Source organism: Virgibacillus litoralis (assembly GCF_017873675.1).
Classification (GTDB): Bacteria; Bacillota; Bacilli; order Bacillales; family Amphibacillaceae; genus Lentibacillus; species Lentibacillus litoralis.
This window is the reverse complement of record NZ_JAGGKK010000015.1, coordinates 64,777-78,713: the sequence shown is the minus strand read 5'-3', so window position 1 is coordinate 78,713 and position 13,937 is coordinate 64,777. Positions and strand designations below refer to the sequence as shown.

The 13,937-nt window shown below is 40.3% G+C and carries 10 protein-coding genes; 2 read left to right on the top strand and 8 right to left on the bottom strand.

The genetic code is table 11. The features are described from left to right. From leuB to J2Z82_RS13505, 8 genes are all read right to left on the bottom strand, one after another. Positions 1-1,107, bottom strand: coding sequence for a 3-isopropylmalate dehydrogenase (gene leuB, locus J2Z82_RS13540; protein ID WP_209481304.1), 1,107 nt, complete (start codon positions 1,105-1,107; stop codon positions 1-3). Further along, positions 1,108-2,664, bottom strand: coding sequence for a 2-isopropylmalate synthase (locus J2Z82_RS13535; protein WP_209481303.1), 1,557 nt, complete (start codon positions 2,662-2,664; stop codon positions 1,108-1,110). Continuing rightward, positions 2,651-3,694, bottom strand: a complete 1,044-nt coding sequence (ilvC, locus tag J2Z82_RS13530) for a ketol-acid reductoisomerase (protein WP_209481302.1) — start codon at positions 3,692-3,694, stop codon at positions 2,651-2,653. The genes J2Z82_RS13535 and ilvC overlap by 14 nt, the downstream gene beginning before the upstream one ends. A gap of 39 nt (positions 3,695-3,733) precedes the next feature. Then, positions 3,734-4,252: an acetolactate synthase small subunit gene (ilvN, locus tag J2Z82_RS13525; RefSeq protein WP_092491749.1), complete on the bottom strand. Its 519-nt coding sequence runs from the start codon at positions 4,250-4,252 to the stop codon at positions 3,734-3,736. Then, the gene (gene ilvB / locus J2Z82_RS13520; protein ID WP_209481301.1) at positions 4,249-5,970 is read right to left on the bottom strand and encodes a biosynthetic-type acetolactate synthase large subunit; all 1,722 of its coding nucleotides are present in this window, start codon (positions 5,968-5,970) and stop codon (positions 4,249-4,251) included. Before ilvB ends, ilvN begins: the two co-directional genes overlap by 4 nt. A 925-nt stretch (positions 5,971-6,895) precedes the next feature. Further along, complete coding sequence (gene ilvD / locus J2Z82_RS13515; RefSeq protein WP_209481300.1) at positions 6,896-8,575, bottom strand: dihydroxy-acid dehydratase; 1,680 nt, start codon at positions 8,573-8,575, stop codon at positions 6,896-6,898. Between the two features lie 141 nt (positions 8,576-8,716). Next, positions 8,717-9,646, bottom strand: coding sequence for an ornithine cyclodeaminase family protein (locus J2Z82_RS13510; RefSeq protein WP_209481299.1), 930 nt, complete (start codon positions 9,644-9,646; stop codon positions 8,717-8,719). Between the two features lie 67 nt (positions 9,647-9,713). Next, entirely contained in the window at positions 9,714-10,886 is a 1,173-nt protein-coding gene (locus J2Z82_RS13505) for a CdaR family transcriptional regulator (RefSeq protein WP_209481298.1), read from the bottom strand. 175 nt (positions 10,887-11,061) lie between these two features. Between J2Z82_RS13505 and J2Z82_RS13500 the strand changes: the two genes are divergently transcribed. Next, the gene (locus J2Z82_RS13500) at positions 11,062-12,228 is read left to right on the top strand and encodes an NAD(P)/FAD-dependent oxidoreductase (RefSeq protein WP_209481297.1); all 1,167 of its coding nucleotides are present in this window, start codon (positions 11,062-11,064) and stop codon (positions 12,226-12,228) included. A 103-nt stretch (positions 12,229-12,331) separates the two neighbouring features. Then, positions 12,332-13,792: a sodium/proline symporter gene (locus tag J2Z82_RS13495; protein ID WP_209481296.1), complete on the top strand. Its 1,461-nt coding sequence runs from the start codon at positions 12,332-12,334 to the stop codon at positions 13,790-13,792. Positions 13,793-13,937 lie beyond the last annotated feature (145 nt).

Sequence of the window (13,937 nt, the reverse complement as noted above, 5' to 3'; positions counted from 1 at the left end):
TTAGAAATATGAACTGCAAATACTGTCTGAAACACTTTTAGTCGTGATATTTTCAATAACTGCCTCAGTCATCTCGGCGGTACCAACAAGTTTTCCGCCTTCCCTATTCAAATCAGCTGTATGATAGCCTTCATTTAACGTATCATTTACCGCTGACTCAATCTCGGCAGCCTCCTGTTCCATATTAAAAGAATGGCGAAGCATCATAGCTGCTGACAGAATCATCCCAATTGGATTGGCCATTCCACGTCCAGCAATATCAGGTGCTGATCCATGAACTGGCTCGTAAAGACCAACACCGTCTGAACGTACACTTGCAGACGGAAGCATTCCAAGCGAACCGGTTAAAACGGATGCCTCATCACTTAAAATATCGCCAAATAAATTCTCCGTAACCATAACGTCAAACTGATCAGGACTTGTAACAAGCTTCATTGCAGCAGCGTCAACAAGCAGATGGTCCACCGTTACATCCGGATACTGCTGCCGCTTTTCCTCGACAACTTCTCGCCAAAGACGGCTTGATTCCAACACATTTGCTTTATCCACTGAAGTTAAATGCTTTCGTCGTTTTCGTGCACTTTGGAATGCTTTATCAATAATCCGTTCGATTTCATAGCGCTGATAATAAAGTGTATCAACTGCTGCCTGCCCATTTTCTCGCCGTTCACTAGGCTGCCCAAAATACAGACCACCTGTTAATTCACGAATGATTAAAATGTCACTTCCACTAATAACTTCTTGTTTCAGTGGAGAAACATGTTCTAATGCCGGAAAGCTTTTAATCGGACGCAAATTTGCAAACAGTCCCAATTGCTTCCTAATCCCAAGTAATCCTTTTTCAGGCCGCTTGTTTGCCGGGAGATTATCCCACTTCTTTCCTCCAACAGACCCTAGTAATACAGCTTCAGCCTGCTGACAAGCCTTTATCGTATCATCCGGCAGCGGGATGCCATAGCGGTCAATTGCATCTCCACCTATGGCATGTTCATGAAAAGCAAAACGGTGGCCGTATTCTGTAGCAACCGTATTCAGTACTAACTTAGCTGACTCCATCACTTCTTTGCCAATACCATCTCCTGGCAGCAAAACAACCTGTTTATTCATTTAATATCCTCCTTTTACAGCCTCTTCTTTTGGCTTTGATATATGATATTGAATCATGTAGCGATTAACAGCATTTAAAAAAGCATTTGCCGAAGCCTCAACAACATCCTGTGCAGTTCCACGGCCATTCATTGATTCTCCATTTACCAAAAGCTGTACATGTGATTCAGCAAGCGCATCTTTTCCGCGCCCGACTGAGTTCAGTTGATAGTCAACTAACTGTAATTCCTGTTCAATTAAGCTATCCAATGTGTTATAAAGTGCTTCAACACTTCCCTGTCCTGTACGAGCTTCCTGAACCTTATTCCCTTCAGGTGTAGTCAATGATACTGTTGCTGTAGGGATATTCGCTGTACCGTATTGCACCTGGAACATTTCCATTCGATACTTAGCAGCACCAGACTGATCTGTTTGTATTTCCATCAAGATTGTAAAAATATCATCGTCCGTTACTTCTTTCTTACGATCAGTTAACTGTTTAAACTGATAAAATGCTTTTTTCAGATTTTCCTCGGCAAGCTCAAATCCGAGTGACTTCACTTTATCCTGAAACGCATGACGCCCGGAATGTTTTCCAAGAAATAGTGTATTTGACTGTACTCCAACCATTTCTGGTGTAATAATTTCGTATGTTTCCTTGTTTTTTAGAACGCCATCCTGATGGATACCAGCTTCATGTGAAAATGCATTACGGCCAACAACCGCCTTATTTGCCTGGACAAACATCCCAGATAACTTCGCGATAAGGTCACTCGTACGCTTTATCTCATTAAGCTTTAGCCCAGTTGTATAAGGATATTGATCTGATCGAATTTCGAATGCTACAGCCAATTCTTCTAATGATGCATTACCAGCGCGCTCTCCAATACCGTTTATCGTTCCTTCCACCTGAGTAGCACCATTTTCTACAGCAGCAATCGAATTAGCAACCGCCATGCCCAAATCATTATGACAATGACAGGATAAATCTACTTGATCGATATTTGGAACTGTTTCTTTAATAAATTGAAATAGTTCCCCATATTCCTTTGGCGTCGTATACCCAACAGTATCCGGCAAGTTAATTACTGTGGCACCAGCATCAATTACTTTCTCAATTATTTGTGCAAGGAAATTCCAATCTGACCGAGAAGCATCTTCAGCTGACCACTCCACTTGCGGAAACTTTTCTCTTGCATATGCGACGATATTCACTGCTGTCTCAATCACTTGCTCAGGTGTTTGTTTCAGCTTATAAGTCATGTGAATTGGTGATGTTGCCAAAAAGATATGAAGGCACGGTTCCTCTGCATATTTCAGCGCCTCCCATGCTGTGTCGACATCCGACTTTACTGCTCTTGCAAGCCCAGTAACCGATGTTCCTTTAATGGTTTCAGCAATTGCTTTTACTGCTTCAAAGTCACCCTGGGATGAAGCAGGAAAACCTGCCTCCATCCGGTCAACACCCAATTTCTCAAGCTGTCTTGCGATTTCCAGCTTCTCAAGTTTATTCAAATTCACTCCCGGTGATTGTTCACCATCTCTCAAAGTCGTATCAAAAATTTTAATTTGTGACATGCACATTCACATCCTTTTGCTTTTCTTTTGTTGCTTGTAATGGCTGTTTTACAAAAGGCATTAAATCACGGAGCTCCTTTCCAACTTTTTCAATCGGATGCTGGTTTTCTAAAGCATTGATTGCATAGAATTGTGGGCGGTTTGCCTTATTTTCCAAAATCCATCCTTTAGCAAATTCACCTGATTGAACTTCCGAAAGCACTTCCTTCATGCGGGCTTTTGTTTCATCGTTGATGACGCGTGGCCCAGAAACAAAATCACCCCATTGCGCGGTATCAGAAACCGAGTAACGCATATTTTCAAGTCCGCCTTCATACAGCAGATCCACAATCAGTTTCACTTCATGCATACATTCAAAATAGGCAACTTCAGGCTGATATCCTGCTTCAGTTAACGTTTCAAATCCTGCTTTAATTAAATTTGTAAGTCCACCGCAAAGTACTGCCTGCTCACCAAACAAATCCGTTTCCGTTTCTTCCTGAAATGACGTTTCAAGAACCCCTGCTCTTGCTGCACCAATTCCTTGTGAATAAGCAAGTGAAAGCTGCTTGGCATTGCCTGTAACATCCTGAAAAATACCATACAATGCTGGTACTCCAGCACCTCCCTCATACGTTCGGCGAACAAGGTGTCCTGGGCCTTTTGGAGCAACAAGGAAAACATCAACATCTGACGGCGGGACAATTTGATTAAAATGAATATTAAATCCGTGCGCGAATGCCATTGCATTTCCTGCCTGCAAATTCGGCTTAATGCTTTCTTCATAAACCTCTGTCTGATGCTCATCCGGCAGCAGCACCATTACAACGTCTGCAGCCTTTACCGCATCAGCAACTGAATAAACTTTAAACCCGTCAGCCTCTGCTTTTTGCTGTGATTTCCCTGGTCTAAGTCCAACCACAACGTCATACCCGCTCTCTCTAAGATTTAATGCATGTGCATGCCCTTGTGATCCGTAACCTACCACCGCGATTTTCTTTTCCTGCAATACCTGCTTATCGATTTCTTTTTCATAATATACTTTTGCCATCTGAAACATCCTCCTCAAAGTTTTTTAATTTACCCATTTTTAAACTGGAAACGAATTGATTTCGGTTACCTGCTGCGGCTGCTGCCCTCTTAGGAATGCAGTTACACCTGTTTTGGAAAGCTCTTTGATTCCATATGGCCGTAACAGTGATATTAACGCTTCGACCTTATCTGGCTTGCCGGTAACCTGAATCGTCAGGCTTTCCCGGGAAACATCAATGATGGATGCGCGAAACGGAGTAATCACTCCTTGAATTTCTGCACGCAATTGGCCGCTTCCTTTCACCTTTATCAATGCCAGCTCCCTTGCAACAATCGCCTTTTCTGTAATATCCGACACTTTCAAAACATCTATTTGTTTGTTAAGTTGTTTGGTCAGCTGCTCCAGTTTCTGATGATCGCCTACCTCGACAACAAAGGTCATTTTCGATATGCCTTCAGTTTCGGATGCACCAACAGAAATACTTTCGATGTTAAATTGCCGCTTATGCATCATCCCAGTCACCCGATTTAGTACGCCTCCACGATTCTGAACCGTTGCACTTATGATTCGTCTCATTTTGTCACCCCTACCATTTCATGGATTCCTTTACCTGGGGCAATCATCGGATACACATTCGATAATTGAACAACACGGCAATCAACAACAACTGGACCTTCATATGAAAATACTTCCTGCAATACTTCTTCTACATCCGCTTCCTTGTCAACCTTCATTCCACGAATTCCGTAGCTTTCTGCTAGCTTTACAAAGTCAGGATTTGATGAAAAAACTGATTCAGAATAACGCTCCTCATAAAAACTTTCCTGCCACTGCCTCACCATTCCAAGTGCCTCATTATTAACGATGATTACTTTAACAGGCAGGTTTCGTTCTTTAACTACAGACAGTTCCTGAAAAGTCATCTGAAAGCCTCCGTCACCTACTAATGCAACAACGAGATCCTTAGGCGCACCGAGCTGTGCACCAATTGCAGCCGGAAATCCGAACCCCATTGTTCCAAGTCCTCCTGATGTCACCCAACGATTTGGTTTTTCCATCGTATAAAACTGTGCCGCCCACATTTGATGCTGTCCAACGTCAGTCGTAACAATTGCTTTTCCTGACGATTGTTTATAAACCTGTTCTATCAGCCATTGTGGCGATATTTCTTTATCCGACTGTTCATACCACAAAGGATAATCTCTTTTATTTCCCTGCAGCTTTTCCAGCCAAGGTTCATGGTGCATGGATGAATCCGCCTTTTCCAGCAACATTTTAAGCGCTTCATCTGCATCAGCTACAACAGGAATTTCCGTCTTAATATTTTTGCCGATTTCAGCAGGGTCGATATCAATATGAGCTACCTTGGCATTCGGGGCAAAATGTTTTAAATTCCCTGTCAAGCGGTCATCAAACCTGGCACCAATATTAATTAATAAGTCGCTTTCGTAAATTGCCATGTTGGCAGCGTACGTTCCATGCATTCCACCCATACCCAAGGACAGCTTTTCTGACCCTGGATAAGTCCCTAGACCAAGTAATGTTGTTACTACCGGAAGCTGATGTATCTCTGCAAACTGTTTTAAGTTCTCCGATGCGTTTGCAAATTGAACACCTGCCCCAGCGAGAATAACAGGTTTTTCCGCACGACTTAGTGCGTCAGCTAATTTAACAATTTGTAATGGATTAGGCTTTTTGGTTGGCTGATATCCAGGTAAATGAAATTCACTGGAAAATGTCTCCGTCGTTACAGCCGCTGATACATCTTTTGGAATATCAATTACAACTGGTCCCGGTCTTCCTGAAGCAGCAATATAAAAAGCTTCTTTCACGATCCTGGGTATTTCAGATACATGTTTCACCTGATAATTGTATTTGGTAATCGGAGTCGTTATCCCCAGCACATCCGACTCCTGAAAAGCATCCGTTCCGATCACACCACTTGCTACCTGCCCGGTAAATACGACTAGCGGCAACGAATCCATCATCGCGTCCGTAATACCTGTTATCAGGTTCGTTGCTCCCGGTCCAGAAGTTGCCATCACAACGCCTGGTTTTCCGGTAACCCTTGCATATCCTTCTGCCGCATGAATCGATCCCTGTTCATGCCGCGACAGCACATGCTGAAAAGGTGCTTGACTCCGGTACAACGCATCATAAATAGGGAGTACCGCCCCGCCTGGATAACCAAAAATTGTATCGGCACCAGCCTCTACAAGAGCATTCATCAACACATCAGCACCGGTCATCTTTTCTGTTACACTGACCATTTCAGGTTTCGCCTCCACTTTCACTATTGCATGCCTCCTTAAAATTTACTTTTTTACAGGCTTATGCCAATCTGGCGAGCCTAAGTTGCAATTATGCATAAGAAAGCTTTTTATACTTTCTTTACTGCTATAAAAAAAAGACCCTTCTTTCCCCACACACCTGCCAATAAGCAGAATGAATGGGGAGAAAAGAGTCTCTTTTCACGGTACCACCCAAGTTTACAGCATCCTCACGAATCCTGCCTCACTAAGCTGTCAAACAGCTTTTTTTGATAACAGGTATACCCGTGTATACCTGACAGAATCTAATGGGGAGCTTCATTTGCAACCCTTTCAATTCTGCACTCAGGGACGATGTCAGAACAACATGTAATTCCGGGCTTACAGCAACCCCGGCTCTCTGTAAAAACATGGGCCATGTTCCTTTATTCCCATCATCGATTTGATGATATTATTTGTATCTGAAAATTTGATATTGTCGATAATCTTATACCGTTTCACAGTAAAGGTCAACCACTTTTTGAAAATTTTTTGATACTTTTGATTAATCAAATAGTTTGAATGCGTTTACATTATGATTGCGACAAGAAAATGGTGAATATATTACATTTGTATTACAGGGTAAAAAGGGAGAGTTGTCCGCTATGAGGTTGATGTTTTTGATATCTGGTTGAAGTTCTCGATATTGGGTTGAAGTTCAGATATCCGGTTAAAGTTCACATTTAGGTCGATATATTCATATTCCAGTTGATAAACTAAATTTCAAGCCGATATCCCTCCATTTCGGTTGATAAATTACACATCTGGTTGATAAGCCAAATTTCAAGTCGATATCCTCCCATTTCGGTTGATATATCCAATTTCAGGTTGATAAACATATCCGATCGAAGTTCTATAGACTCTTAACCACCAAAAAAGTAACCCCGGTATTATCCGGGGCATCTAAAAACTATTTAAAATCAGTCACTGCTCCTTTTGAAGAACAGGAAACCGTATGAGCATATTTACCTAACACACCTTTTTTGTACATAGGTGGAGCTGTCCATTCATCCTTACGACGCTGTAATTCATCTTCAGAAATTTCAAATGAAATCTCCTTTTGCTCCGAATCAATTGTAACAAGGTCATTTTCCTGTAGAAGCGCTACTGGACCGCCATCCTGTGCTTCCGGTGCAATATGACCTACCACAAGTCCATGAGTTCCTCCAGAAAATCTGCCGTCAGTCAACAATGCCACCTTCTCTCCAAGTCCCTTTCCGACAAGCAAACTTGAAATCGACAGCATCTCAGGCATACCAGGACCACCTTTTGGACCAACATAGCGGATCACTACAACATCACCTTCAGCAATCTTATTCTCACTAATTGCTGCCGAAGCCTCGTTCTCCGTATTAAACACACGCGCCGGACCAGTATGACGACTGACTTTTACACCAGACACTTTCGCCACTGCGCCGCGCGGTGCCAAATTACCTTTTAGAACAATCAATGGACCATCCGCACGCATAGGATTATCAAATGGCATAATTACTTTCTGATCATCCTCTAATGAAGGTGCCTCAGCTAAATTTTCGGCAACTGTTTTTCCAGTTACTGTAAGACAATCCCCATGCAAATATCCTTCCTCATGAAGAAGCTTCATGACAGCCTGCACACCACCTGCATTATGCAGGTCCTGCATAACATATTTGCCACTCGGCTTCATATCAGCAAGATGTGGAACTTGTTCCTGCATTCTGTTAAAGTCATCAATGCTCAAATCAACATCAATCGCATGAGCCATCGCCAGCAAATGAAGAACAGCATTCGTTGATCCGCCCAGTGCCATCACTACTGTTATTGCATTCTCAAATGCTTCTTTTGTCATAATATCTTTTGGATAAATACCTTTTTCCAGTAATTGATATACAGCTTCACCTGCAGCAGCGCAATCATCTGCTTTTTCCTTTGATTCAGCTGGATTCGAGGAACTTCCAGGCAAACTCATTCCCATTGCTTCCACCGCTGACGCCATCGTGTTAGCAGTATACATCCCGCCACAGGCACCTGCACCAGGACATGCATTACATTCAATCGCTTTTAGCTCCTGATCATCAATGTCCCCATTGTTATGTTTACCTACTCCTTCAAATACCGACACAATGTCAATATCCTTTCCGCCATGGGAACCAGGGGAAATAGTTCCGCCATATACAAAAACAGACGGAACCTCACTATTAGCAATCCCAATCATACAACCGGGAATATTTTTATCACAGGCACCAATTGCAACAAGTCCATCCAAATTTTCCGCACCAGTAACCGTCTCAATTGAATCAGCAATAAGATCCCGGCTTGGAAGTGAATAACGCATACCACTCGTGCCCATGGAAATTCCATCAGAAACTGTTATCGTATTAAACATAAGCGGAACACCGCCAGCTTCTTTAGCCCCTTTCTTGGAGCTAACCGCCAAATCATTCAGGTGAATGTTACAGGGTGTCACCTCACTCCATGTACTTGCAACACCAATCATTGGCTTTTTAAAATCATCATCTGTAACACCAACTGCACGAAGCATCGCACGGTTTGGCGCTCTCAAAAAGCTATCACTGAACACATTACTTTTTATCCGTAAGTCTTTACCCATAACCAGCCCTACCCTTCCTTTGTAAAACTATTCTAATAATTTAATATAAAATTCTACCACTAACAGCTGAAATTGAAAAGGTATTTTTTTAGGATGGTAATTTACGAATAGAGTCAATTCCTATTCATAAGCTATTGAACCTTAACTTAATTTTTCATAGATTTCCTTAGATGTAATCAAATCAAAAATACCAATACCAACAGACTTAAACAATAAAGTTTTGCCCGAAATATTGGTCGGTCTATGTTGTTGCTTAATCATTTTTTCCAGTGACAAAGTATTGTTTTCATTCGCCCCAAAGTGCTTCGCCCGAATCATATCCCCTGATTCGTGGAATGCGCTGTATGCATCAACGTAAAATTCATCTACTGCAGATAAAAAAGAATCAGGAAGTTCCTGCATGGAAGGTTTAAAAGACCCAACTGCCATAACTTGTTTTCCCTTCCAAACCGATGGATCCATATCAGGTAAGACCGGTGTTTTAGATGTTGTTGTTGTAATAATGATATCTGAACTTCTGATTAATTCTGGTAATTCTGCTTGTCTTACAGTTAAATCAGGATATTCATTTTTTGCTTTTGTAATGAATTCTTTTAATTTTTTATTGCTGCGATTATAAACATATACTGTTTCAATTGATCGTACAGCGCATGCTGATTGCAAATGACTCCACCCTTGGGTACCTGTGCCTATAATTCCAATCGAGGAAGCATTCTGATCTGATAAATATTTCATTCCTAACCCACCAAGGGCACCAGTACGTAAAGCAGTTATTGGCATTGCATCAAACGTCATAAGAGGTTCGAGTGTTTTTCGATTATAGAGCACCATTAACCCATGTATCGACGGCTTATCCAGCTTCGTATTGTTAGGGGCTACTCCTACTAATTTTGTTGCATAGTAATCACCATAAAATGCTGGCATCAATAATGCTGTGTTATCCTCATCATCAATATGCATACGATCAGGTGTTATCTCATTACTAGACTTATTCTGCAAATAATAGTTTTCAATGGAGTCTATTACATCTCTCATCGATATTGCTTTGTTAATCTCTTTATTTGATAACATATCATACAGCCTCCTTTATTTTCATAATATTATGTATTCTACCTTAACATATTTATAAATACTCAGCTTACTTCAGCACAAAATACAGTAGTGTGCAATGTTCGAAACAGCTTGTGTCAAGGCCTGTAATCTTGTTTATTTTTTTCAGCCGATAGATTAATGTGTTCCGGTGGATAAATAATTCCTCAGCCGCTTTACTTATATTCATATTATTATTGCAGTAGGAAATGAAATCATGTTTCAGCTCTGAAAATGCATCATCGTCTAGTAGCGGTTGCAAGCGTTGGACAAGTATCCTTTGCATGTTTAGACCAAGCTGATGTGGAAGCATCTCAATTAATATATCCCAATCGAAATAAGAATAGATTTTTGGTGTGATCAGGGATTTGTGGGAGAATTTTATAAGCGAATCTGCTTCCCAATAAGATTGAGCTACATGATCCAAAGATGAGCAGATATTTCCTGAGGCAATGATTACGTCAGTGAGTTTAAATACGCGAAACATTTCCAGCAAGTGAATGCTGCAATCTCTAAATTCATTCATAAACCTTAGAAAATCTTCTTCACTGGGAATGCACTTTAAAAAGACAATTCTTTCTGTGTTCAAGAATGCACATACATCTTGCTGGCCCCCGTTAAATGCACGAACAATACAGTCCAGTATTGTCTTTTTCATGTGCTCAGGTGGAATAGTCCCCTGTTTATCTTGCATATTCGTCAGAAAGTAATCACCGATATCTATTACAATACACGTACGCTTCCGATTTGATTCAATATGAAGCAACTCACAGTAATGACTGATTTGCTCATGATTAATAGATTCATTTAATAGAATATACTGGACAAACGATTCCAATGTCATAGCTTCCAAGTTCTCAATTTGAACATGGAGTGTTTCCTGCCACATCATCTCCACATATTTTTTCACCAGATACGCATAGGATTCAACCTCTTTTGGATTTCCAATAATACCAAGAACACCAACAGGTTTGTTTTCAAAATTAAGAGGAACAGCAACTCCAGGCAGTACATTTTCCATATGGATTGTTTTTTCTTCGGTAAATAAAATGACTTTATTAGCTTTGATAACCTCAATTGATGGTGTGTGTATCGTTCCAATTCGCAAAGGATTTGTATCTCCGATTATATAACCTTGTTCATCACTTACACTAATTGGAAATGGCAAGATTTCTGAAACCGCTTTCACTGTATTTTGTGCAAATTGTACAAAGCCATCCATTACAGTTTCCTCCCACTTATAACCTGTACAATTTAATATTATCACAATATTTAAAATAATAATATACCTTATTTTTTTTCTGTATTTTGTGTAAAGTGCCCATAGACTTTACTTAGCATATTACGTTATAAATAAAATGTTAAGAATTATCTAACTATTAATTTGAGGTGATTTAATGCAAAAAACATCAGATATCATCATTATTGGTGGGAGTGTAATCGGTTCGAGTGTTGCTTATAACCTGCTAAATGATGGTTACACAGGCAAAATAACAGTTTTTGAGAAAGACCCTATATATGAATTTTCCTCAACCCCTAGAAGTGCTGGAGGCATTCGGCAGCTATTCACCACAGCGATCAACATTCAAATTAGTCGCTACAGTTTACAACAATACAAATCATTTCCTGAAGACATGGCAATTAACGGCGAGAAAGCTGAGATAAACTTTCAGCAACAAGGCTATTTATTCTTAGCTAAAAATGAAAACATGGATCAATTACAAAAACAAGCGAACTTACAGCGTGAACATGGTGTTCCATCTGAATTTTTATCACGTGAAGAATTAGTAACCATTATCCCTGAATTAAATACAGATGACTTACAAGGAGGGTTGTATTGTGCAGAAGACGGATATCTCGATCCCTATTCGGTTATGCAAGGATATGTCAAAAAGGCAAAACAGCTTGGAGCATCCTATGTATATGAACCAGTCGAAACTATATTAAAAAATGATCAGGAAGTCATCGGTGTACAATTGGAAAATGGCGATACCTATCACGCACCAATCGTTATAAACTGCGCCGGTCCTTGGGCACCAGCTTTAAGTGAAACAATTAACTGTCCTGTTCCTGTTATTCCATTAAAAAGACAGATTATCCAGTTTGACATCGCAGAACCCTTAACATATAAACTTCCTCTAACAGTTGACCCGACCGGGGTTTATTTCCGTCATGAAGGACAGAGTCTGATTGTAGGATTCTCGGAAAAAGTCAAGCCAGGGATCGATTTTAAATGGTCGCGCGAACTTTTCCTGGAACAATTATGGCCTATTCTCGGACATCGGATTGATAATTTTCTATATGCAAAGATCATCAGTGGCTGGGCAGGAATGTACAGCCATAATACAGAGGACCAAAATGCGATTATCGGTGAACATCCAGAGGTAAATGGTTACTATTTAGCCTGTGGGTTCAGCGGACATGGGATGCAGCAGGCACCAGCTGTGGGTAAAGGTTTATCCGAATTAATCCGTACCGGAAACTATCAAACACTTAATTTATCACAACTCCGATTTGAACGTTTTGCAGAAAAAGATTTACTTATTGAAGGTGCAATTGTGTAATTAATATTGATTATATAGAAGGAGGATTATTTAAATGGTACCAAATTAAAGCTATTGCACAAGAAATATGTAAGCGATTACAAATTAAATGGAGGGTTTACGAATGAATATAATTTTAATCGAATTTATTCTGTATTGCTTAGTAATATTGGCTATTGGTTACTATTTCAGTAAAAAAAGTAAGACACATTCTGACTTTTTACTAGGTGGAAAAAAGTTACCTGGATGGGCACTTGCCTTTTCCGAACGTGCAACTGGCGAATCAGCATGGTTACTATTAGGGTATACTGGTTTTGTATTTATGACAGGGTTATCAGGTGTTTGGGTAGCTGCCGGTATCGCAATTGGTATTTTATTTGCCTGGTTATTCTTAGCCAAAAAATTTATGAGAGAGACCAATAAATACAACGTCCTCACACTCCCAGATTACCTTGCAGCGCGTTTTGGTGAAAAAGCCAATATTATTCGCTGGCTGACAAGTATCCTTATTGCGGGATTTCTAATGTTTTATGTAGGTGCACAAATGGCTGGTGCTGGCAAAATGCTTTTCACAACATTTGGTATGTCACCCACAGCTGGCGTGATTCTAGCTACTATTATCATAATTATTATTGCATTTGCTGGCGGATTTATATCAGTGGTTTGGACAGACATGATTCAAAGTATCATGATGTTAATCACATTAGTCATTTTACCTATTGTTGCACTTATTTACATTAACACAAACGACTTATCAATCAGTCAATCACTTGCCGATGCAGGAAATTCCTACAATAATTGGTTTGGTGGATTAACTGGATTTGCTATCGGCGTATTATTCTTCAACAACTTCTCCTGGTTCTTTGGATTTTTAGGGGGACAGCCACAGCTTAGTGCTCGTTTCATGGCACTTAAAAACGATAAAGAAGCTAATCAAGGCAGTGTAGTTGCAATCATTTGGACAGTTCTCGCATACAGCGGTGCATTCTTAATCGGTATATGCGCAATTGCAATGTACAGTCAGGGATCTTTTGCCGATGTTGAAATCATCCTGCCAACAATGATTCTGGACTTAATGCCACCTTGGATCGCCGGTATCCTGCTTGCAGGAATCTTGGCTGCAATTATTACCACTGCTGATTCACAGCTAATGGTGGTTACAAGTTCTGTCAGTGAGGATATTATTCACAAAGCAATGGGGATTGATTTAACAGAGAAACAATTAATCTGGATATCTCGTGCCTCTGTTGTATTTTTCGGATTAGTTGGAATGACAATTGCACTTGTGTCTGAATCGTTGCTGTATCTTGTTGTCAGTTGGGCCTGGGCAGGGGTCGGCTGTACACTATCACCAGCTATTTTAATGACATTTTTCTGGAAACGTTACTCAGGTGCTGGTGTTATTGCTACTATCCTATCAGGCTTAATATCTACGTTAATTTGGATTAGCACACCACTAGAGGAAATGATCACATCAAAGTTTTCCACCTTTTTCATAGCTCTATTTTTCGGTATCGTATTTAGCTTATTAATGCCAGATAAGGACGAGAAGATAGAGTTAGGCACAACGGAAGAAGCATTATAATAAAATTTAGTAGGAGGAAGTGCCTTTTAGGTGCTTCCTCCTACTATATTAATCGAATCTAATGCCAAGAAAGTGGCATTAGATTCGATTAATATAGATAAGCCTTAGTTGAAAATAATTTTTTCCTCATAGATGCCACTTTTTT